The following is a 21,995-nucleotide window of genomic DNA, read 5'->3' as shown; positions in this document are numbered from 1 at the left end:
GGTTGCACCCCCGATGTTGGATCATCGTTAGTGCATTTTAGCTCGATCTACGTTGGTCATCATCGCGCCGCTGGACACGCCGGTGACCGCGATCTTGCCGGCGTCCACGGGGTAGCGGGCCCGCACGTAGTCGACCATCGACTTGATGCCGACCGGGTCGCTGCCGCCGTCGCGGCGGAGCGCCGCGGGGGAGGCGACGTCGAAGCACTGGCTGGACCGGGTCACGGAGGGGTAGATCACGATGTAGCCGTACCGGTCGGCGAGCTCGTCGAACTGGGTGCCGCTGTGGAACGCCGGGCCGGTGCCGGTGCAGTAGTGGACCGCGACCAGCAGGCCGGGCCGCGCGGCCAGGGTGTCCGGCACGTAGAGGTACATGCGCAGGTTGCTCGGGTTGGTCCCGAACGAGGTGATCTCGGTCAGTGCGGCGGCGGAGGCCGGGGGCGCCAGGACGACGGCGCCGAGTGCGGCGCTCAGCAGCGCGATGAGCGCGGCGAGCGCGGGCTTGAGTCGTGATCGCACGGGTGGGTTCCTTCACGGGTCGCGGGATGCGCGGGGTCGCTCCAGCGCGCGGGCTGCCCGGCCCGCGCGCTCCGGCTCAGGAACATCGATCAGTGTGTATGAATCCCGATCCGGTTGTCCACCCCGCGCACGCCGCTCGTCAGAAGGTGACCGTCTCCGTCGCCACGCCGGGGAACGGGCGCGCGCCGGTCAGCACCGGCAGGCCGGACCGGTCGCCGTTGAGCGCGTACCCGTAGAACGCGCGTAGGTAGGTGACCGCGAGACTCCGGTGCTGCTCCGCGGTCGGCCGGCCGGTCTGCTCCGGGCACTCGGTGTCGTCGCCGTCGGTCGGGCCGGGGCCGGTCGTCCACTCGGTGTTGTAGAAGTTGTGGTTGCCCTTGACCACCCGGGTCCGGAAGCCGTGCACGCCCTCCGCCTGGGTGTACTCCTCGCTGCCCAGCCCCCAGCAGCCGGCCGAGACGACCGCGATCGGCGCGGTGGTGACCCGGGTGTCGTAGAAGCCGCTCGGTCCCGGCGAGGCCAGCGAGACCACGCCGCGGATGCGCACGCCCGCGGGCACCGCGCCGCGCTGGCTGTCCGCGGCCTGGTGCATGACGCCCTCGCCGCCGACCGAGTGGCCCATGGTGCCGACGCGGGTCAGGTCCAGCCGGCCGCGCAGGTCGGCCGGCCGCCCGGTGGCGAGATCGGTGACCGGGACGCCGCCGCTGGTGGTGATCTCCTTGAGCAGCTCCAGGTGCCGGTTGACCAGCCGGGCGCGCTGCTGCGCCACGCCCATGTGGTGGTTCAGGCCGCTCGCGCTGAGCGACACGACCGCGAAGCCGTCCCGGGCCAGCGCGCGGCCGAGGTAGTCGTAGCCGCGGTGGCTCGGGTACGGCGGCACGCCCGCCGGGCAGGGCCAGGACCCCCAGTCCGCCTCGTCCGTGGAGTAGCAGCTCAACTGCTGGCCGTGCAGCAGCACCACGACCGGCAGCGCGCCGCTGGAGCGCCGCGGGTAGTGCACGACCGCGCGCAGTTCGGACGCGCCGTCCGGCCAGTCCACCGGGTCGGTGAACGCGGTGTCGCCGAGGTCGTAGCCGGCCACGGCCACCGGGTCGGTGCCCGCCTGCGCGGTCTGCACGCCCACGACGGTGGCGGCCAGTGCCGCGACCGCCACGGCCGCGCGCAGAAGTTTCCTCATAGGACATCCCTTCTCTCGTACGGATAGACGCGCGCGCCGCCCGTCCGGTGGCACCGTGGGCACACACTTTGCTGTAAGCCATTGCCATAGTGTGTGTGACACACTATCGTTGTGGACATGACAATGGATGCGACGCTCTCCAGCCACCTGCAGGAGCTGCGCCGTGGCACGGTCGTCGTCGCGAGCCTCACCGTGCTGCGGGCGCCCGGCTACGGATACTCGCTGCTCGAGACGCTGGCCGCGGCCGGCTTCGAGGTGGAGGCGAACACGCTGTACCCGCTGCTGCGCCGCTTGGAGGCGCAGGGCCTGCTCACCAGCGCGTGGAACACGGACGAGGCCCGGCCGCGCAAGTTCTACACGACCACCCCCGCGGGCGACGCGGTCGCGGACGCGCTCCGCACCGAGTGGACCCGCCTCGACAAGGCCATCACCGATCTCGACACCCCCGGGAGCCCCGCATGACCGCCACCCTCATCGACCGGTACGTGACCACCGCGCTGCGCCGCATACCGGAGAGTCAGCGCGCCGACCTCGACCGTGAGCTGCGCGCCTCGATCGAGGACGCGGTGGAGGCCCGCGTCGACGCGGGCGACACGCGCGAGGCCGCGATCGAGCGCACGCTGCTGGAGCTCGGCGACCCCGACCGGCTCGCCGACCGATATACCGACCGTCCCCGCCACCTGATCGGGCCGGAGGTCTATCCGGCCTGGCGCCGTCTAATGATCATGCTGTACACCGTGGTGCTGCCGATCGTCGTGACGGTCACCACCGTGCTGCGGCTGATCGAGTCGCCCGCGATCGGCCCGGTGATCGGCGGCATCGTCACCACCACGCTCTCCGTCGGCACCCACCTCGGCTTCTGGGCCACCGCCACGTTCGCCGTGATCGAGCGCGTCGACGTGGGCCGGCGTGCGCTGGCCGGCCCGTGGACGCCGGCGGACCTGCCGAAGTACGAGCCGGACCGGCTGGCCACCAGCCAGTTGGTGCCGAACGTGGCGTGGCCCGTGCTGCTCATCGCCGGCCTGGTGCTGCAGCAGTTCACGTTCACCGACGTGCCCGTGCTCGACCCGGCGAACTGGTCGTTCTGGTGGCCGTACCTCATCGTGGTCCTGGTCCTGGAGGCCGCCTGGGCGCTCTGGGTCTTCCGGGCCGGCTACACCCGGGCGACCGCGGCCGCGAACGCGGTGCTCGCGCTGGCCGTCGCCGTGCCGGTGGTCTGGCTGGCGTACCGTGGCGAGATCTTCAACCCCGCCTTCCCCGGCCTCGCGCCCGGCGGCGAGCCGCTCTACTGGGCGAGCCTCGCGGTGATGGCGACGTTCGCGATCGCCGCGGTGTGGGACATCGTGGAGATCGCGGTCCGTGCCGAGCGTGCCCGCCGCGGCCTGCCCGCCCGGATCGCCGGCACCGGCCGCATCTGATCACGGGCATGGGGTGCACCGTTGTTACGGTGCACCCCATGCGTCTCTCGGTCGGCTGCGCGATGTGGACCCTCAAGCCCTGGCAGGGCCGCTTCCTGCCGCACCCGTCCACCGCCGCGGAGCGGCTGCGCGCCTACGCCGGCTGGTGCGACGCGGTCGAGGGCAACACCACGTTCTACGCCACGCCGTCCCGGGAGACCACCGAGACCTGGGCCGCCGCGACGGACGAGTCCTTCCGGTTCGTGCTCAAGCTGCCCAAACCGGTCACCCACGAACACCGGCTCGGCCCCGCCGCCCGCGAGCCGCTGGCGCACTTCCTGCACGCGATCGAGCCGCTCGGCCCGCGCGTCCACGCGCTCTGGATTCAGCTGCCCGGCTCGTTCGGCCCCGGTGACGTACCCGCGCTGGCCGCCTTCCTGCACCGCCTCCCGGCCGGCCATCGCTACGCCGTCGAGGTCCGCCACCAGGCCTTCTTCGACGACCCGCGCGCCGCGGCGGCGCTGGAGGAGACGCTCGCCCCGCACCGCGCCGAGTGGGTCCCGTTCGACACCACCGCGTTCTTCGCGAAGCGCCCCACCAGCGACGGCGAGCGCGAGGCCTGGACCAAGAAGCCGCGCATGCCGCTGCGTACCCGGGCCCTCACCGACCAGCCGATCATCCGCTACCTCGGCCGGGACAGGGTGGACGAGACGGTCGAGGGCTGGCAGCGCTGGGTCGACGTCGCCGCGGACTGGCTCCGCGAGGGCCGCTCACCCACGATCTTCATCCATACCCCGGACAACGCGGACGCCCCGGACCTGGCCCGCCGCTTCCACGCACAGGTCCGCGCCCGCATCCCCGCCCTGCCACCCCTTCCGGAACCGGAGCCGATCGGCCCCCTCACCCTGTTCTGATCGGACCCCGCTCCGGTTCCGGCTTCTGATCGGACCCCGCTTCCGTTCCGGTGTGGTGCGGCCCGCGGGCACCGCGCGGACTCCGGACCCCGATCTTCCCGCTCCCGGCCGGGTCCGGCCCGCATGCTCCCGCGGGCAAACCTCCGGCTCCCCTCCGACTCCGCTGGCGCTCCGCTCCGGTCCGCCGGTCGGAGCCGGCATCCGTGTGGTCACTGACACCGCGGCTCCCGCCGTGCGCCTTCCCCAGCGCCCCACGCGTCCCAGCCCGCCCGCCCCGCCGGACCCGCCCGCCCCGCCCGCCCTGCCGCCCCCCTCCGCGTCGATCTAGGGGGGATTCACGTGATTGGAGATCGGACCGCGGGAATCCGCCCTAGATCGACGCGGAGGGGCGGGGCGGGCGGCGCGGGCGGGGCGGGGCCGGCGGGGCGGGCGGGGCGGGTGGCGGGGGGTCAGGTGAGGTCGTCGGCGGCGAGGAGGCCGGCCATGCCGAGGAAGGTGATGCCGGTGCCGACGGCGACGCGGCGCTGGGTGCGGGCGGGGATGCCGCTGGCGCCGATGCGGCGGCCGACCGCGATGTAGAGGAGGCCGACCAGGAGTTCGATGGCGAGGTAGGCGGCGCCGAGCAGGGCGAGCCGCAGGTCGGCGCCGGGGGTGGTGGTGTCGGTGAACTGGGGGAGCAGCGCGGCGAAGAGGAGCAGCGCCTTCGGGTTGCTGATCGCGACCACGAACTCGTGCGTGACGATCGGTGCGACGCCGTGCCGGGTGGTGGACCGGGTGTGCTGCGCCTCGGCGCGCAGTGCGCCGCGCAGGCTGGTCACGCCGAGCCAGGCCAGGTAGACCACGCCCACCCACTTGATCACTTCGAGTGCGGTGGCGGACGCGGCCAGCACCGCGCCGAGGCCGGCCACCACCAGGCCGATCAGCACCACGAACGCGGCCAGCCGGCCGCCGATGCCGGCCAGCGCGCGCAGCGAGCCGTGCCGTACGGCGTTGCCGAGGCCGAGCAGCTGGTTCGCGCCGGGGATGAGCGAGACGAGCAGCGCGGCGGGGATGAATCCGGCCCAGTCGATCATTGTCCCAGCGTGCGCCGCGACCTGCCCGACCGCCAGGTCACCCGTTGCTCATCCGGTCCTCGACTATGTCCGCCCGCAGCGGAGCCAGCGTGGCCGCGATGCGGGCGATCTCCGGCTCGGGCACGCCGAGCGTGGTCAGCGCGGCCGCCAGATGGGCGACCACGGCGTCGAACGCCGCGCCGGTGATGCCCAGGCCCGCGTGCGCGTCCGTCATGGACCGTCCGTGGTAGGCACCCGGCCCGCCGACCGCCGTGGCCAGGAACGCGCGCTGGTGCGCCTTGAGCCGGGCGAGGTCCACGCCGGCGAAGTAGCCGGCCAACTCCGGGTCGGCGACGACCCGCCGATAGAACTCCGCCACGGCGGCCCGGACCGCGGGCTCACCCCCGATGGACTCGTACAGCGTCATGTCTGTCGATGCTCCATCCGCGCCCGGCGCCGGGGCAAGCGCGCTGTCGGGTCCGCGTCCGTCAGTCGTACCGGTGGTGGAGCGTGGTGCCGCGCCCGTCCGGGTCGAGACGGTTCAGGATCGCCTCGGTGATCTCGTGCAGCTGGGTGATCTGGGCCGGCGTGAGCGCGTCGATCACGTGATGGCGCACCGTGTTGACATGGCCCGGCGCCGCCTCCTGGACCTTGGCCCAGCCCGCCTCGGTGAGGTGCGCGTTGGTGGCGCGCTTGTCGCCCGGGCAGGGCCGGCGTTCGACCAGGCCGCGTGCCTCCAGGCGCTGTACGACGTGGGACAGCCGGGCGAGCGTGGCGGTGGTGTGCTCGGCCAGCTCGGTCATCCGCATCTTCCGGTCGGGCGCCTCGGAGAGCATCGCGAGCACGTAGTAGTCGAAGTGGGTGAGCTGCGAGTCCCGGCGCAGCTGGGAGTCCAGCACGCCGGGCAGCAGCTCGACCACGGCGATCAGCCGTACCCAGGCCGCCAGCTGCTGGCGGGTGAGCCATTGCGTGTCCACGTTCACAATTGTGCCACAGATGGTTGTAGCGACAACCTGTGCGTGCAATGGTTGTAGCAACAACCAAGAGCACGAGGGAGAGCGTCATGGCGCACGTCAGCATCATCGGCAGCGGCAACATGGGCCAGGCCGTCTCCGGCCTCGCGGCCAAGGGCGGCAACTCGGTCGAGCTGTTCAACAGCGCGGACGCGGGCAAGCCGGTCACCGGCGACATCGTGGTGCTGGCCGTGCCGTACGCGGCCGTCGCCGGCGTCGTCGCGGCCCGCCGCGCGGAGCTGGCCGGCAAGGTCGTGGTCGACCTGACCAACCCGATCGATTTCGCGACCTTCGACGGCCTGGTCGTCCCGGCCGACGGGTCCGCCGCCGCCGAGATCGCGGCCGCACTGCCGGAGTCCCGCGTGGTCAAGGCCTTCAACACCACCTTCGGCGGCACGCTGGCGTCCGGCTCGGTCGGCGGCGCCGCCCCGACCACGGTCCTGATCGCGGGCGATGACGCGGACGCCAAGGCCGCGGTCGCCGCGCTCGTCCAGGGCGGCGGTCTGAAGGCGGTCGACGCCGGCGGCCTCAAGCGCGCCCGCGAGCTGGAGGCGCTCGCCCTCCTCCAGATCACGCTCGCGGCCGGCGAGAAGATCACCTGGACCGGCGGGTTCGCCGTCGTCAACTGAGCCGTGCGCCGGTGCCCGCTCCCGGGCGGGTACGGGCACCGGCCGTTCCGGCAAAGACCTCACAAACCGGGCGAGCCCGCCGATCGGGACGTCGATGAGGGACGGCGTCGTCTACGACAGCGAGCGCACGAGCATCGTCCGGGTCGCCGGCGAGCCGGGCGTGCTGATCAAGACGCCGCGCGGCCCGCAGGCCGCGCGCCGGGCCGGGCACGAGCGCGCGATCCTGCACCGGCTGGCCGGGCTGCCGCGCGTGCAGCAGGCCGCGCCGGTGGACGTGCGCGACGACCAGGTGGCGATCGCCGGCTACGACGCGCCCACGCTCGCGGAGAGCTGCGCCGGCCGGCCGATGCCCGCGGAGGAACTGGTCCGCTTCGCCACCGAGCTGGCCGAGGTGGTCGCGGACGTGCACGCGCGCGGCGTGGTGCACAAGGACATCAACCCGGCGAACATCCTGGCCGAGGGTACGCCGCGGCGGCCGATCCTGATCGACTTCGACCTGGCCACCACGTTCGCGGAGGAGCGGCCGGGCTTCACCCACCACTCGGAGATCACCGGCACGCTGCCGTACCTGGCACCGGAGCAGACCGGGCGCACCGGCTGGCCGGTCGACCAGCGCGCGGACCTGTACGCGCTCGGCGCCACGCTCTACGAGCTGGCCACCGGCGCACCGCCGTTCGGCCGGGACGGGGACCCGCTCGACCTGATCCGCCACCACCTCGCCACCGTGCCCGCGCCGCCGGAGGACGCCGGCCCGCAGTTCGCCGCGATCGTCGCGCGCCTGCTGGAGAAGGAACCGGGCCGCCGCTACCAGAGCGCCGAGGGGCTGCTGCACGACCTGCGCCGGATGGCCGCGGAACCCGGCGCGGTGTTCCCGCCCGGGGGGCACGACTTCCCGGCGCGGCTGGTGCCCCCGGGGCGGCTGGTCGGCCGGGACGAGGAACTGGAGACGCTGCGCGGGGCGTTCCGGGACGCGGTCGCCGGCCGTACCCGCTGCGTCCTGGTCTCGGGGTCGCCCGGCGTCGGCAAGAGCAGCCTGATCGACCAGCTCCGGCCCACGGTCACCGGCGCGGGCGGCTGGTTCGTCTCCGCGGCCTTCGACGCGTTGCGGCGCGGCGCGGACGTCAGCCCGGTGCGGCTCGCGGTCGCCGCGATCGCCCGGCTGCTGCTCGCCGAGCCGGAGGAGGAGCTGATCGAGGCGCGCTGGCGGCTGCGGGACGCGCTCGGCATCGAGGCCGGGCTGCTGGTCGCGATCGTGCCCGAGTTCCAGGCCGTGCTCGGCATCCCGGCCGGTGGCAGCGCCGTGGACCCGCGCACCGCCACCGCCCGGCTGGCCCGCGCCGGCCTCAAGCTGCTGCAGGCCGTGGCGCGCCCGGACCGGCCGGTGGTGCTGGTGCTGGACGGCATGCAGTGGTCCGGCCCGGCGCCGCTGAGCCTGATCGACGAGGTGCTGGGCGCCGAGGAGCTGACCGGGCTGCTGCTGGTCGGCACGTACCGGGACGCGGACCTGGACGCGGCCCATCCGCTCACCGCACTGCTTCACCGCTGGCGGGACATGCCCGACCCACCGGTACGGCTGGAGCTGTCCAACCTCGGCGACGCGGACACCGGCGCGCTGCTGGCCGAGCTGCTGCGGCTGCCCGCGCACGACGGCGCCGGGCTGGCCGCCGCCGTGCACGCGCGCACCGGCGGCAACCCGTTCGACACGGTCGTGCTGGTCAACGCGCTGCGCCGGGAGGGCGTGCTGACCCCCGGGCCGGGCGGATGGCGGTGGGACCCGGAGGCGCTGCGCCGGCACATCGGCGACGGCGACGTGCTGAGCCTGCTCGGCGCGCGGATCGCGGCGCTGCCCGAGGACACGGCCGAGCTGGTCGCGGACCTGTCCTGCCTCGGCGGTCACCTCTCCGGCGGCGTGCTGGCCGTGCTCGCGGACGGCGACCCGGAGCGCGCGCTCGGCCCGGCGCTGGAGGACGGGCTGCTGGTCGCGGCGCCGGACGGCGGCGTGCGGTTCCGGCACGACCGGGTGCGGCAGGCCGCGTACACCGGCCGGGACGCGGCCGACCGGCGCGCCCGGCACCTGCGGCTGGCCCGCCGGCTGGCCGCGGAGCCCGGATGCGACGGGCTGGCGGCGGAGCAGTACCAACTGGTGGCCGCGGACGTCACCGACCCGGCCGAGCGGCGGCGCGCGGTCGGGCTGCTGGTCGCCGCGGCCGGGCACGCGCGCCTGGTCTCCAACTACGCGGCCACCGAGAAGCTGCTCGCCGCCGCGGCCGGGCTGGTCCGCGGCGACGGGCCGGACGACGACGGGCTGCGGCTGGCGATCGACGTGGAGCGGCACGCCGCGCTGATCGGCCTCGCCCGGCTGGACGAGGCGGACGCGGTCTACCAGGCGGTCCGGGCCGCGGCCCCGCCGCTGCGGCTCGCACCGGCCGCCACGCTGCAGGCCGGCAGCCTGACCCGGCGCGGACGCGCGGCGGAGGCGTGCGACCTCGGGCTCGCCGTGCTGGCCGCGCTCGGCCACCCGGTCCCGGACGGGCCGGACCTGGCGGAGGCCGTGCACACCGGCGTCGATCTGGTGTCCGCGTGGGCGTCGACGCCGGACGGGCTGCCGGAGAACACGGACCCGGGGACCGCGGCGGCCGGCCTGCTGATCAACCAGATGTTGCTGTCCGCGTACCTGGCGCGGCCCGCGGTCGTACCGTGGCTGGTCTCCGAGGCGGTGCGGCTGCGCGTGCGCGGCGGGCCGTGCCGGGAGCTGATCGGCCCGGTCGGGCACGTCATGTTCCTCACCGTGCTGGCCCGCGACGACTACCGCACCGGATACCTGGCCGCGCTGGAGGTGCTGGCGGAGAGCGAGGCGCACGGGTACGAACCGGCCACCTCGCAGGCCCGGTACCTGTGCGCGACCTCCGCGCTGCCGTGGTTCGAGCCGCTGGAGGAGGCGCTGCGCCAGCTCCGCCGCGCCCGCGAGGGGCTGCTGCGCGCCGGGGACCAGGTGCTGGCCGGCATCACGTACTGGGTGAGCGCCTCGATGCTGATGGACTGCGGCGCCACGCTGGACGAGCTGGCCACCGAGGTGGACCACGGGCTCGCGCTGGCCGCCCGGACCGGCAACGACCTGATCGCCGGCGGGCTGATCTGCTGGCGGCAACTGGTGCACGCGCTGCGCAACACCGGCTCGCTGGACGACGGGGAGTTCTCCGCGGCCGGCCACCTGGCCCGGGTGCGCCACGTGCCGATCGCGGCCGCCCACCTGCTCTTCGCGGAGGCGCTGGTGGCGGCGATCCTCGGCGACGACGACGCGCTGGAGCGCGCCACCTCGGTCGAGGACGCGATGACGGTCGGCGTGGCGACGCCGCTCAGCCAGCTCGGCTGCCTGCTGCGCTGCCTGGCGCTCACCGGGCGGCTGCGGCGGCCCGGCGAGCCGCGCCGCCCGCAGCTGCTGGCCGAGCTGGACCGCCACCGGTTCTGGCTGGCCGCGCGCGCCGCCCAGGGCCCGGCGAACCTGGCCCACCTGCACCTGCTGATCGAGGCGGAGCGGGCGGCCGTGGACGCCGACTTCGACAGCGCGATCCGGTTCTACGACGAGGCGCTGCACCTGGCCGGGAGCCGCCGTCCCTGGCACCGCGCGCTGATCGCGGAGCGGGCCGGGCGGTACCACCTGGGCGAGGGACTGCGGCACGCCGGCGAGCGGCTGATCACCGACGCCTTCCACCGGTACGGCGAGTGGGGCGCGACCGGCGTCTGCGCGCGACTGGCCGCGGCGTACCCGTTCCTGCGCGACGCCGGCCGCCGCACCCCCGGCGGCAGCACCGTGATCACGTCGGACGCGGTCGACCTGCTGGCCGTGCTGCGCGCGTCGCAGGCGCTCAGCTCCACCACCCGCGTCGGGCGCCTCCAGGAGCGCGTGGCGGAGGTGCTGACCGCGCTGACCGGCGCGACCGGCGTGCGGCTGGTGCTGCGCGACGTGGAGTCCGGCGGCTGGTTCCTGCTCGACGCGGACGAGGACGTGGTGCCGTTGGCGGAGGCGGCGGGCCGGCTGCCGGTGACCGCGATCCGGTACGCGCAGCGCACCGGCGTGCCGCTGCTGATCGGCGACACCTCGGACGACGACCGGTTCCGCGGCGACGCGTACCTGCGGTCGCTACCCGGATGCTCGATGTTGATCGTGCCGATCCTGAGCCGCGGCGAGCCGCGCGGCATGCTGGTGCTGGAGAGCCGGCACGGGCGCAACGCGTTCGCGGTCAACGGCATCGACGCGGTGCAGCTCATCGCCGGCCAGCTCTCCGTCTCGCTGGACAACGCGCTGCTCTACGCCAGCCTGGAACGCAAGGTGGCGGAGCGCACCGAGGCGCTGCGCGCGGCGAACGAGCAGCTCGAGATGCTGGCCGTGACCGATCCGCTGACCGGGCTGGCGAACCGGCGCCGGCTCACCGAGGTGCTGGAGGAGGCCTGGCGCCGGTCGGTGCGCCCCGGGATGCCGCTGGCCGTCGCGCTGATCGACATCGACCGCTTCAAGCTGCTCAACGACTTCTACGGGCACCAGGCCGGCGACGAGTGCCTGCGCCAGGTGGCGCGCACGCTGGTCCGCGCGGTCCGGGACACGGACACGGTGGCGCGGTTCGGCGGCGAGGAGTTCGTGGCGGTGCTGCCGGGCGCGGACCGGGAGACCGCGGTCGTGGTGGCGGAGCGGATGCGCGCGGCGGTCGCGGCGCTGGCGCACGAGCACGAGCTGTCCGAGCACGGCGTGGTCACGGTCAGCGTGGGCGTGGCCGCGGCCGTCCCGGACCGGGTCGGCCGGCACGAGTCGCTGATCAAGCTGGCCGACGAGGCGCTCTACGCCGCGAAGCGGGACGGCCGCAACCGTGTCGTGGCGCACGGCTGACTCAGCGGCGCGCGTCGACCTCGATCTCGATCCGCATGCGCGGGTCGGCGAGGCCGCAGACCAGCATGGTGGCGGCCGGCCGGACGTCGCCGAAGTACCGCCGCAGCACCGGCCAGCAGGGCTCGAAGTCGGCGCGGTCCGGCAGCAGGTAGCGGACCCGGACCACGTCGGCGAACGTGCAGCCGGCCTCCGCGAGCGCCGCGCCGATGGTGCGCAGGCACTGCTCGGCCTGCTCCACCACGTCGTCCGAGATGGTCATGGTGGCGTAGTCGAAGCCGGTGGTCCCGGAGACGTACACGTGATCGCCGTGGACCACGGCGCGGGCGTACCCGATCCGCTCCTCGAACATGGATCCGCTGGAAACCGTGCGTCGCTGCGCCATCGGGGGAAGGGTACGGCACATGCGGTGGAGATTCGACGGATGGATCGCCGGGCTGGGCACCCGGTCCGGGACCCGGATCGTGCTCGGGCACTGGCCGCGCTCGCCGCTCGGCGCGTTCTCCGACGTGATGGTGGAGCGCCCGGACGGGCACCGCCTGCTGCTCGCGCCCGGCGACGACGTGGCGGCGTTCGTGGCCGCGACCTACCGGTTCGACGAGGTGCGGATCGGCCCGGTCGAGGTGAGCGCGGGGGAGTGGTGGCGGATCGCGGCCGGGCCGCTGGTGGCGCGCTTCCGGCCCGGCCGGCGCGGCCCGCTCGGCGCGCTGCTGCGGGCCGTGCCGCCGCCGCTGGCCCGCGCGCCCGCCTGGATCACGCTGATCGACCACCCGGCCCGGCTGCTGCTGCCGGGCGTGCGTACCCGCGGGTCGGCCGGGAACGGGCGGCGCGAGTGGTACGGCGCGCGGGACCTGCGGCCGGTCGCCGAGCTCCGCGCCGCCTGGGACGGCACGGATCTCGGCCCGCTCGCGGACGTGACGCCCCCGGTCCGGTTCGGTTTCGGCTCGGTGCCGCCGCGGCCGGCGCTGGTCCGCGTCACCACCACGGTCCGGACCCGGTGATCGCCGGCTGCGCCGCGGTCGCGGGAGCCGGCCTGCTGGCCGTCCACGGCGGCGGGCTGGCAGGATCGCAGGCGATGCCCAGTGAACTGCACCCCAGTTACCCCGTCCGCACCGAGCGGTTGCTGCTGCGGCCGCTCACCCTGGCGGACACGGACGCGCTCGTCGCCTACCGCAGCATTCCCGACCTCTGCCGGTACGTGCCGTTCAATCCGCAGAACCGGGACGACATCCAGACCCGGATCAAGGGCGTGTTCGCCAACCACGCGCTGACCGGGGAGGGCCAGAACCTCACGCTCGGCGTGGAGTTGGCCGCGACCGGCGAGCTGATCGGCGACGTGATCCTCTTCTATCACAGCCGGCTGCACGCGGGCGGCGAGGTGGGCTGGATTCTCAACCCGGCCTACGGCGGCCACGGGTACGCGACCGAGGCCGCCCGCGCGATGCTCCGGCTCGGCTTCGAGGAGCTCGGCCTGCGCCGGATCATCGCGCGGATCGACGAACGCAACGTCGCCTCGGCCCGGCTGGCGCGCCGCCTGGGCATGCGTCAGGAGGCGCGCCTGGTCGAGAACGAGTTCTTCAAGGGCGAGTGGACCACCGAGCTGGACTTCGCGATGCTCGCCGCCGAGTGGTTCGCCTCGCACGCCGACGCTAGAGCGTGAGTTTCCAGCCGTCCAGCAGGCCCGGCTCGCTGCCCCAGATGCCGTCGGCCACCTGCAGCCGCCACACGCCGTTCGCCGGCTTGCCGGAGAGGTCGGCGATGAAGGTGCGGATGGAGTTCGGCGTGAAGTGGGCGTGGTTGACCTGGAGGCCGATCCGCTCGCCGTCCGGCGCGACCAGGTAGACGGCCAGGTCGCGCTCCTGCGGGTGCAGGATGCGGACCTCGACGTAGCTGTGCGCCGACGCGGCCCGGTCACAGCCGTCGACCGTGATCGGGTCCTCCACCGTCTCCATGTCCAGGAACGGGTGGTCCGCGGCGGAGACGCCGCCGCAGACCGGCGCCGGCAGCTGCTCGCCGCCCAGGTGCAGCGCCCAGGAGTCGGTCACGCCGGAGCCACTCGGGGCGTTGTCGAACACCCACAGCTTCCACACGCCGTCCGCCGGCTCCGCGGACAGGTCGTGGGTGAACGTGTAGTCGAGGTCGTCCGCGCCGTCGCCGGTGCGGTTGACCAGGTTGTACTCGTTGCCGCTGGGCGCGATCAGCTTCACCTCGAGGTCGGCGACGTAGGTGTGGTCGAGGTGCACCTCGACCGTGCTGTTCGCGGCCGCGTTCCCGGCGCACCCGGTGATCGTGATCGGCACCTCGACCGGGTGGTCGCTCTCCAGCGAGAGGTTGCTCTCGTTCGCGCCGACGCAGCCGGCGGCCCCGGCGACGGTGAGCGTGAACCAGGCCGGCCGGGTCGCGCTCGGGCCGGCGCCCACGACCAGCACGTCGTACCTGCCCGGCGCGGTCTTCGCGGTGGTGGCGACGGTCAGCTCGGTGGTGCCGCCGGAACCGATCGTCGCGGGTGCGAACGTCGCGGTGGCGCCGGCCGGCAGCCCGCGTGCCGCCAGCGTGACCTGCTGCGCCGCGCCGCGCGTGACGGTGCCGGCGACCGTGGCCGTGACGCTGCCGCCGGCGGTGACGGTGCCGGTCGCGGGCGTGACCTCGAGCGAGAAGTCGTTCGCGGGCGCGGTGGAGTCCACGTGGAGCAGCGCGTTCGGTGAGCCGGTGCCGGGGGCGCCGACCACGTCCCGGGTCGCCTCCCGGAGCAGTTCGTCCGCGACCTCGGCCGGAGTGAACGTGGGGTGGTCGGCCAGGACCAGCGCGGCCGCGCCGGCGACGTGCGGCGCGGCCATCGAGGTGCCGCTCCACAGGCGGGTCGCGGTGTCGCCGCCGATGTTCGCGGAGAGGATGTCCACGCCGGGCGCGAACAGGTCCACGCAGGAGCCGACGTTGGAGAACGGCGCGCGGGCGTCGTCCGGCCCGGTGGCGCCCACCACGATCGCCTCACGCACGCCCGCGGGCGTGTGGTCGCAGGCGTTGCCGCCGTTGTCGTTGCCGGCCGAGACCACGTAGGTGACGCCGTCCGCGATGGACCGGCGTACCGCCTCGTCCTCGGCGGGGAACACCCGGGCGGCGTTCAGGCTCATGTTCGCCACGGCCGGGGTGCCGGCCTCGTGGTCCGCGGTGACCCAGTCGATGCCCGCGATGGTGGAGGCGATCGTGCCGCTGCCCTCGCAGTTGAGCACGCGCACGGCGACCAGCTCGACGTTCTTGGCCACGCCGTACGTGGTGCCGCCGACCGTGCCGGCCACGTGCGTGCCGTGCCCGCGGCAGTCGGTGGCGTCCGCGTCGTTGTCCACGAAGTCCCAGCCGGACCGGACCCGGCCGGTGAACTCCGCGTGCGTGAGGTTGATGCCGCCGTCGATGACGTACGCGGTCACCCTGGGCGCGTTCCCCGGGTAGGTGAAGCTGTCGTCGAAGGGGAGCGCGCGCTGGTCGATCCGGTCCAGGCCCCAGGACGGCGTGGGGGACTGCACGTCCGAGCCGGTCACCGTGGCGTTCTGGGTCACGGACGCGACCGCGGGGTCGGCGGCCAGCCGGCGCGCCGCGCGCTCGGTGAGCGTGGCCTCGAAGCCGCGCACCGCGTGCCGGTACGTGCGGACGACCGCGCCGCCGTGCCGTCCGGCCAGCGCGCCGGCCGTGCCGGGCACCGCCTCCGCGGTCACGGCGGCGTCCTTGAGGACGACGATGTAGGAGCCGGCGATGGCGTTCGGGCCGTCGGCGTTGAGCACCCTGCCCTCGGGTTCCGCCGCCGTCGCGGGCGCACCCGTGCCGACGGCCATCAGCGTGACCACCGCGGCGGCGAGCGCGCGGCCTCTTCGTACCGATATCAAGGAATTCCTCCCTGTCTAGGCAGCATGGCCATGCTAGGGAGGATGCGTCGATATAGGCAGTGATGAGATCTACACGCTTCGCTGGGAACCTGATCCCGGTTCGCTACTTTCCGCTCGTGCACCGGCACGGCGTGCGCGTCCTCCCGGGATCGGGAAGGTGTGTCGCGTACCGCATGATGATTTTCCGGGTTCTTCTACAACCGGATGCGGGCCGCTCGTGTCTCTGGTTCGTGACATGTCGACAGGAGCGGACATGAGCGACGGTACGGACGCCGATTACCTCGCGTACGTGCACGGGCGGATGGTGACGCTGCGCCGATGGGCGTACCTGCTCAGCGGCGACACGCACCAGGCGGACGACCTGGTGCAGGAGACGCTGACCACCGTGTACTCGCGATGGCACCGGGTGTCGCAGGCGGACAACGTCGACGGGTACGTGCACCGGATCCTCGTGCGCACATTCCTCAACGAGCGCCGCCGGGGGTGGTGGAAGGTGCGCCTGTTCGGCGAGGCCGCCCCCGAGCAGCAGTCGGGCGCCGTGAACGTGGAGGAGCGGCAGGTGCTGCGGGCCGCGCTGGCCCGGATCACCCCGAACCAGCAGGCCGTGCTGGTGCTGCGGTTCCTCTGCGATCAGAGCGTGGCCGACACGGCACAGGTCCTCGGCGTGTCCGAGGGCACCGTCAAGTCCCAGACCAAGCACGCCCTGACCGCCATGCGCAGGATTCTCGGCGAGCGGATGCCGAGCCTGACCCTGGAGGTATCCCGATGAAGAACGACAACGAGGAAGCGGAGGCCCGGCGGATGCTCGCGCCACTGGCGGAGGACCCGCCGACCGACCCGAGGATCGACGTGGACGAGACCATGCGCGTCGGTACGCGGCGGCGCCGCACCCGGACGGTGGCGGGCGGCGCGACGTTCGCCGCGGTGCTGGCCGTGACGGCCGGCGTCGGCCTCGCCTCGCTGCCCGGCGGCGGCTCGGCCGGCACGCCGGTGGCGGCGGGGTCGTCCGCGCCGGTGCCACCGCCGGTCCCGGTGGGCGTGGGCGAGCCGGCACCGGAGGGGGCGGCCTGCGCCGTCACCGAGTTCGCGGCGCGTGCCGGTACGCCGATGGCGGTCGACCGCACCGGCCGGTGGACCGTGGTCAGCGAAGGCAAGTACGGCACGTCCTACCTGCTCGACAACGGCGCCGAGGTCGGCCAGGTGCCGCCGGCCCCCGGCGTCGACGGGGACGGCAGCGTGCTGATCGTGACCGACATCAACTCGTCGGGCACGTTCGTCGCCTGGGCCTACGCGCCCTCGCAGACCTCGCGGGCCTACGCGTACGTGGACAACACGCCGACGCCGCTCAAGGGCGAGCAGGCGCAGGCCGTGGCGGTCGCGGAGACCGGCACCGCGATCGGTGGCAAGGCCGGCGAGCGGCCGGTGGTCTGGGCCACGCCCGCGGCCGAGCCGACCCAGCTGGCGCTGCCGGAGGGCTACCGGTCCGGCGAGGTGGTGGCGCTCGGCGACGACGGTAAGAGCGTGCTCGGCACGATCGGCCGCGGCGAGACCACCGAGATCACCCTGGACGGTGCGGTCGGCACCGGCGTGATCTGGCCGTCCGCGGACGCCGATCCGGCGTTCCTGCCGCTCCCCGAGGGCGCGGAGTGGGTGCGCCCGACCGCGATGCGCGGCGACTGGGTGGTCGGCCTGGTCTCGGACGGGTCCGCGTTCCGCTACCACGTGCCGACGAAGAAGATCGAGCGGCTGCCCGCGCAGATCATCTGGCCGTCGGACGTCGCCACGGACGGCACGGTGGCCGGCACGGCGGTGTCCGCGCCGATCGTGTTCTCGCGCGGCCACCACGCGGTCCTGCTGGTCGGCGGCGAGGTCCGGGTGCTGGACCCGGATGCGGCGGAGGGCACGCTCTACGAGCTCATCGGCCTCTCCGAGAACCGCGTGGTGACCGGGTACGTGATGCCGCCGGAGGCCACCGGAACCCCGTTCCGTTCCACCTGCGCCTGACCGGAGGGAGGTGCGGCGGCGAGAGGTTCTCCGCCGCCGCACCCCCGCCGTCACGACAGCGTGCCGGTCACGGACGTGCCCGACCTGGTCACGTGGTACGTGACCGTGGTGCCGCTCCAGAAGTGGAACGTGAGCGTCACCCGTGCACCCTCGTTGACCTCCGCGAAGAACGCGGGCTTGAGCACGATCCGGTTGCCCGGGTAGTCCGGCGCGAAGGCGACGTCGAACTCCTTGAACGACGTCCAGTTGTGCGGGCCGGCGAACGACCCGTCCGCGTACTTCGCCTCCATCGTCGCCAGCTGGTCGCCGCGGAACTGCGTCGGCACCGCGAACGTCTCGGTGGTGCCGGTCGCGGCGGACAGCAGCGGCGGGTCGTACGTGATGACGTCGATCCGCCACGGCACGCCGGTGGAGAAGCGGGCCTGGAGCGTCGAGTTGACGCCGTAGGCGCGGTCGCCGACCAGCCGGGTGACGGTCTCGGCGCTGAGCGTCAGCGTGTTGCCGTTGAGCGTGTAATCAGCGCCGTTCAGCCCCTGGAACGTGGTGCCGTTCAGGTTCAGCGTCAGCGACTTCGCGGTGATCGCGCCGGTCCGGGGCACGTAGATCTGGTCGCTGGACGCGGTGCCGGACCGGGTCGTCCAGCTGGACCTGATCTGCGCGAACAGCTCCGGGTCGGACCACTGGAAGCTGGTCCGGCCGAAGTGCTGGCCGTTGTCCCAGAGCATCGTGGTGATCTTTCGCAACCTGGCGTAGTAGCCGAGGAACTCGAAGAACTTGAGCTTCTCGCCCTGCTGGATGGTGCCGGTGTGCCGGTCGAAGCCGAGCAGTCCGTACTCCCCGATGATCACCGGGATGCCCTTCGCCACGAACGCGTTGTGGACCCGGTCGAACTGGTCGATCAGGTCCTGCTGCGTGGTCGCGTCGAACCGGGTGCCGCCGGCCACGTTCACGCTGAACGGCCAGTACCCGTAGAAGTGCACGGTGGCGATCAGGTTCGGGTCGTCGAGTGCGGTGAACGTGGCGGTCAGCTCGTCGATCCGGGCCTGCTCCGCGGAGGTGTGCAGGGTGGGCAGCACCAGCAGCCGGGTGGCGTTGCCGCCGCCGGACGCGCGCACGATCCGGTGGAACGTCGTGTTCAGCTCGTTGAGCAGCTCCGCGTTCTGCGCGTCACCGGAGGAGCCGGTGAACTGCGGCTCGTTCACGCTCTCCAGCGTGAGCCTCGCCGGAGCGTCCCGGAACGCGGCCGCGAGCTGCGTCCAGAGCGCGGTGTAGCGCGCGGTCACGTTAGCCCGGTCGGTGGGCATCGTGTTGATCCACTGCCACGAGTCGTGATGGATGTTGATCATCACGTAGAAGCCGTCGTCCAGGGCCCAGCCGACGACCTCCTGAACGCGGGCCAGCCAGGCCGGGTCGATCGGGTAGTCCGGCGCCGGCCCGTGGTGGTTGCTCCAGGTGACCGGGATCCGGATGCTGTTGAACCCCTGTGCGCGCACGTTGTCCAGCAGTTCCTCGGTGACGCGCGGGTTGCCCCACGCGGTCTCGTCCGCGCCGACCGCGTCGAAGGAGTTGCCCAGGTTCCACCCGGGCTGCATGGCCGCGACCGCCTCCATGGCGTTGCCGGCCGGCCGCGGCGTGGCGGTCGGGGTGGGGCTCGCCGGGCCGCCGGTGGTCGGGGCGACCGCGCCGGTGCACGTGGTGCCGTTCAGCGCGAACGAGGCCGGGCCGGTGTTGGAGCCGCTCCATGAGCCGTTGAAGCCGAACGACACGGTGGAGTTCGTGCCGAGGCTCGCGTTGTAGCCGACGTCGCGCGCGGTGGCCGCGGCACCGTGCTGCGTGACGGTGGCGTTCCACGCCTGGGTGACGGTCTGGTTCCCCGGGAACGTCCAGGTCAGCGTCCAGCCGTCGAGCGCGTCACCCAGATTGGTGACGCCGACGTCGGCGGTGAACCCGCCGTTCCACTGCGACCCGACCGCGTAGGTCACCCGGCACCCGGCCGCCGCCTGCGCGGTGGTCGCGACCGCGACCCCGCCGGCGAGCAGCGCGGCCGCGGCGCTGACGATGAGGCCGGCTCGCCACCGGCTCGTGAGTGTCATGGTCGTGCGACTCCTGTCCTCCGGGTGTGGGCGAAGACCCGGTCACGCGGAGGCTAAGTTGATTCGTCAAACTTTGTCAATCGAGCTACGTTGATGGTCCGGCGTGCCGGTCAGCGTGACTCGTCCAGGTGAGCGGCCCAGATCGGGCCGGCCTTCTCGTGCGCGTCGACGCCCTCGAAGAACGCCTCCGCCACCTTCTGGTACTCCTCCTGGGGCGCGCCGGTCACGCCGAGGAACTTCGGGCGGTGCACCGCGAACCCCGCCGCGCCGTCCTCCGGCCGGTACGGAATCGCCATGCGCAGCGCGAAGTCCGCCGGCGGATAGCCGACCGCCTCCACGATCAGCGCGTCCGTCTTCCCGCCCGGCAGGTCGATGAACGCGTCCAGCACCGACACCGCGTGCACGGCGCCGTGCGGGTTGTCCCGCAGCGCCGCCCGCACCGCCGTGGCCGCGGCCCGCAGATCGCCGGGGAATCGGTCGAGCCCGCGCCGACCGTCCGGCGTCTCGTAGCCGTACATCGGTACCAGCGTCTCCCCGTCCGACACGCTCCACACCGCGTGCGCCGCGAAATACCCGGCCATCCGGGCGGTCTCCCACATGCGGACAGCCTTTCACGCCGTACCCGGTAGATCTCCGCAAACCCGATCCATGCGGGATGATGGATGGATGAGGGCACTGGTGGTGCGAGGCGGGTGGGAGGGACATCGGCCGGTCGAGGCGACCGAGCTGTTCCTGCCGTTCCTGAAGGACAACGGCTACGACGTACGGGTCAGCGGCGATCCGGGGATCTACGCGGACGCGGCGGAGATGGCGCGCACCGATCTGATCGTGCAGTGCGTGACCATGTCGGAGATCGGCGGCGACGCGGTGCGCGGGCTGCGGGACGCGGTCGCGGCCGGCACCGGGTTCACCGGGTGGCACGGCGGCATCGCGGACTCGTTCCGGGCGTCGTCGGACTATCTGCAACTGGTCGGCGGGCAGTTCGCCACGCATCCGAGCAAGGAGCCGGGCGCGTGCGCCGGCGGGCCGGAGGACAACTTCCTGCCGTACACGGTCGAGTTCACCGCGCTCGGCGCGGCACACCCGATCACCACCGGGCTGGACGACTTCACACTGACCACGGAGCAGTACTGGGTGCTGCACGACGACCTCAACGACGTGCTGGCGACCACCACGCACCCGGCGCCGCCGTGGCATCCGTGGCACCGGCCGGTCACCTCGCCGGCCGTGTGGACCCGCCGCTGGGGCGCCGGCCGGATCGCCGTGTCGACCCCCGGGCACAGCCTGGACGTGCTGGAACACCCGAGCGTACGGACCATCGTGGAGAGGGGCATGGTGTGGGCGACCCGCACGGCATCGGCATCATAGGCGCGGGCTACATCTCCGGCGCATACCTGGAGACGCTGGCCGGCCACCCCGCGGTCCGGGTCGCCGCGATCGCGGACCTGGACGCCGAGCGGGCCGCCGCGATCGCCGCCCGCGTGCCCGGCGCCCGCGCGCTGACCGTGGACGAACTGCTCGGCAGCCCGGACGTGGACACCGTGCTCAACCTGACGATCCCGGCCGCGCACGCCGAGATCGCGCTGCGCGCGATGACCGAGCGGAAGGGGGTGTACGGGGAGAAGCCGCTGGCGGCCACCTTCGAGGAGGCCGGCCCGCTGGTCGAGCACGCCGCGCGGGCGGGCGTGCGGATCGGCTGCGCGCCGGACACCGTGCTCGGCACCGGCATCCAGACCGCGCGCGCCGCGATCGACGCCGGGAGCATCGGCCGCCCGCTGTCCGCACTGGCCGTGATGGTGACGCCGGGCCACGAGCGCTGGCACCCCAACCCGGACTTCTACTACGCGCCCGGCGGCGGCCCGCTGCTGGACATGGGGCCGTACTACGTGTCCGCGCTGGTCCAGCTGCTCGGCCCGATCCGCGCGGTGACCGGCGCGGGCGCGCGACTGCGCGGCGAGCGCACCATCGGGTCCGGCGCGCGCGCCGGCGAGCGCATCCCGGTCGGCGTGGACACGCACGTCACCGGCGTCCTGGAGCACACCGGCGGCGCGCTCTCCACGATCACCACGAGCTTCGACGGGGTACGGACCAGCGCCGCCCCGATCGAGGTGCACGGCGAGTCCGGCACGCTGGCCGTACCGGACCCGAACATGTTCGACGGCGACGTCCGGGTGTTCCCGCTGGGTGGCGACGCCTGGCGGGTGCTGCCCCCGTCGGCCGGCTACGTGGACGCCGGGCGCGGCATCGGCCTGCTCGACATGATCACCACCGGTGCCGCGGAGCCGCGCGCCGGGGGAGCGCTCGCGCTGCACGTGCTGGAGGCGATGACCGCGCTGCTCCGCTCCGCCGCGGAGGGCCGGCGCATCCCGCTGACCACCACGGCCGAGCGCCCGTCCCCGGTCCCGCTCACGCCCGCGGAGACCTGGCGCCGCTGACCGGC

The 21,995-nt window shown here is 73.7% G+C and carries 19 protein-coding genes and 1 pseudogene; 11 read left to right on the top strand and 9 right to left on the bottom strand.

The window, feature by feature from the left end; translation table 11 throughout:
- Positions 1-48: 48 nt before the first annotated feature.
- Both J2S41_RS21740 and J2S41_RS21735 read right to left on the bottom strand, forming a co-directional pair.
- Positions 49-483, bottom strand: a pseudogene (locus J2S41_RS21740) (CE1 family esterase); the annotation flags it as partial.
- A gap of 175 nt (positions 484-658) precedes the next feature.
- Positions 659-1,696: an alpha/beta hydrolase gene (locus tag J2S41_RS21735; RefSeq protein WP_310369962.1), complete on the bottom strand. Its 1,038-nt coding sequence runs from the start codon at positions 1,694-1,696 to the stop codon at positions 659-661.
- A gap of 117 nt (positions 1,697-1,813) precedes the next feature.
- Here J2S41_RS21735 and J2S41_RS21730 point away from each other — a divergent pair, with 117 nt between their 5' ends.
- The 3 genes from J2S41_RS21730 (at position 1,814) to J2S41_RS21720 (ending at position 4,007) form a co-directional block, all read left to right on the top strand.
- Positions 1,814-2,158, top strand: a complete 345-nt coding sequence (locus J2S41_RS21730; protein ID WP_310369961.1) for a PadR family transcriptional regulator — start codon at positions 1,814-1,816, stop codon at positions 2,156-2,158.
- Entirely contained in the window at positions 2,155-3,114 is a 960-nt protein-coding gene (locus J2S41_RS21725; protein WP_310369960.1) for a permease prefix domain 1-containing protein, read from the top strand. Before J2S41_RS21730 ends, J2S41_RS21725 begins: the two co-directional genes overlap by 4 nt.
- A gap of 62 nt (positions 3,115-3,176) precedes the next feature.
- Positions 3,177-4,007: a DUF72 domain-containing protein gene (locus tag J2S41_RS21720; protein ID WP_310376446.1), complete on the top strand. Its 831-nt coding sequence runs from the start codon at positions 3,177-3,179 to the stop codon at positions 4,005-4,007.
- Positions 4,008-4,456: 449 nt separating this feature from the next.
- Here J2S41_RS21720 and J2S41_RS21715 read toward each other — a convergent pair whose 3' ends face one another.
- The 3 genes from J2S41_RS21715 to J2S41_RS21705 form a co-directional block, all read right to left on the bottom strand.
- Positions 4,457-5,080, bottom strand: a complete 624-nt coding sequence (locus J2S41_RS21715) for a LysE family translocator (RefSeq protein WP_310369958.1) — start codon at positions 5,078-5,080, stop codon at positions 4,457-4,459.
- Between the two features lie 37 nt (positions 5,081-5,117).
- Positions 5,118-5,486, bottom strand: coding sequence for a group I truncated hemoglobin (locus J2S41_RS21710; protein ID WP_310369957.1), 369 nt, complete (start codon positions 5,484-5,486; stop codon positions 5,118-5,120).
- A gap of 61 nt (positions 5,487-5,547) precedes the next feature.
- Complete coding sequence (locus J2S41_RS21705; RefSeq protein WP_310369955.1) at positions 5,548-6,036, bottom strand: MarR family winged helix-turn-helix transcriptional regulator; 489 nt, start codon at positions 6,034-6,036, stop codon at positions 5,548-5,550.
- An 86-nt stretch (positions 6,037-6,122) separates the two neighbouring features.
- On the opposite strand from J2S41_RS21705, the gene J2S41_RS21700 reads away from it, so the two are divergent.
- Positions 6,123-6,701 carry an NADPH-dependent F420 reductase gene (locus tag J2S41_RS21700; protein ID WP_310369953.1) on the top strand — a complete coding sequence of 193 codons (579 nt, stop codon included), beginning with the start codon at positions 6,123-6,125 and terminating at the stop codon, positions 6,699-6,701.
- 94 nt (positions 6,702-6,795) lie between these two features.
- A complete protein-coding gene (locus tag J2S41_RS21695) occupies positions 6,796-11,583 on the top strand; it encodes a diguanylate cyclase (RefSeq protein ID WP_310369951.1) in 4,788 nt (1,595 codons plus the stop codon).
- A gap of 1 nt (position 11,584) precedes the next feature.
- Here the strand turns inward: J2S41_RS21695 and J2S41_RS21690 are convergent, their stop codons facing one another.
- Positions 11,585-11,965 (bottom strand): RidA family protein, encoded by a 381-nt coding sequence (locus J2S41_RS21690; protein ID WP_310369949.1) that lies wholly within the window; start codon positions 11,963-11,965, stop codon positions 11,585-11,587.
- 19 nt (positions 11,966-11,984) lie between these two features.
- On the opposite strand from J2S41_RS21690, the gene J2S41_RS21685 reads away from it, so the two are divergent.
- Together J2S41_RS21685 and J2S41_RS21680 are read left to right on the top strand one after the other, a co-directional pair.
- Positions 11,985-12,581: a hypothetical protein gene (locus tag J2S41_RS21685; protein ID WP_310369947.1), complete on the top strand. Its 597-nt coding sequence runs from the start codon at positions 11,985-11,987 to the stop codon at positions 12,579-12,581.
- A complete protein-coding gene (locus J2S41_RS21680; RefSeq protein ID WP_310369945.1) occupies positions 12,578-13,240 on the top strand; it encodes a GNAT family N-acetyltransferase in 663 nt (220 codons plus the stop codon). Before J2S41_RS21685 ends, J2S41_RS21680 begins: the two co-directional genes overlap by 4 nt.
- On the opposite strand, the gene J2S41_RS21675 is transcribed toward J2S41_RS21680, so the two are convergent.
- Positions 13,230-15,458, bottom strand: coding sequence for a S8 family peptidase (locus tag J2S41_RS21675; protein ID WP_310369944.1), 2,229 nt, complete (start codon positions 15,456-15,458; stop codon positions 13,230-13,232). The genes J2S41_RS21680 and J2S41_RS21675 overlap by 11 nt on opposite strands.
- 253 nt (positions 15,459-15,711) lie before the next feature.
- Between J2S41_RS21675 and J2S41_RS21670 the strand changes: the two genes are divergently transcribed.
- Complete coding sequence (locus J2S41_RS21670) at positions 15,712-16,227, top strand: SigE family RNA polymerase sigma factor (RefSeq protein WP_310369943.1); 516 nt, start codon at positions 15,712-15,714, stop codon at positions 16,225-16,227.
- Entirely contained in the window at positions 16,224-17,462 is a 1,239-nt protein-coding gene (locus J2S41_RS21665) for a hypothetical protein (protein ID WP_310369941.1), read from the top strand. The genes J2S41_RS21670 and J2S41_RS21665 overlap by 4 nt, the downstream gene beginning before the upstream one ends.
- A 50-nt stretch (positions 17,463-17,512) precedes the next feature.
- On the opposite strand, the gene J2S41_RS21660 is transcribed toward J2S41_RS21665, so the two are convergent.
- Positions 17,513-19,555 (bottom strand): cellulase family glycosylhydrolase, encoded by a 2,043-nt coding sequence (locus J2S41_RS21660; protein ID WP_310369939.1) that lies wholly within the window; start codon positions 19,553-19,555, stop codon positions 17,513-17,515.
- A gap of 110 nt (positions 19,556-19,665) precedes the next feature.
- Positions 19,666-20,154, bottom strand: coding sequence for a hypothetical protein (locus tag J2S41_RS21655; protein ID WP_310369937.1), 489 nt, complete (start codon positions 20,152-20,154; stop codon positions 19,666-19,668).
- Positions 20,155-20,221: 67 nt separating this feature from the next.
- Between J2S41_RS21655 and J2S41_RS21650 the strand changes: the two genes are divergently transcribed.
- A complete protein-coding gene (locus J2S41_RS21650) occupies positions 20,222-20,923 on the top strand; it encodes a ThuA domain-containing protein (protein WP_310369935.1) in 702 nt (233 codons plus the stop codon).
- A complete protein-coding gene (locus J2S41_RS21645; RefSeq protein ID WP_310369933.1) occupies positions 20,893-21,990 on the top strand; it encodes a Gfo/Idh/MocA family protein in 1,098 nt (365 codons plus the stop codon). The genes J2S41_RS21650 and J2S41_RS21645 overlap by 31 nt, the downstream gene beginning before the upstream one ends.
- Positions 21,991-21,995: the final 5 nt, after the last annotated feature.

The organism is Catenuloplanes atrovinosus (genome assembly GCF_031458235.1).
Classification (GTDB): domain Bacteria; phylum Actinomycetota; class Actinomycetes; order Mycobacteriales; family Micromonosporaceae; genus Catenuloplanes; species Catenuloplanes atrovinosus.
The sequence above is the reverse complement of the archived record's forward strand: the minus strand, read 5'-3'. Positions and strand labels throughout refer to the sequence as shown.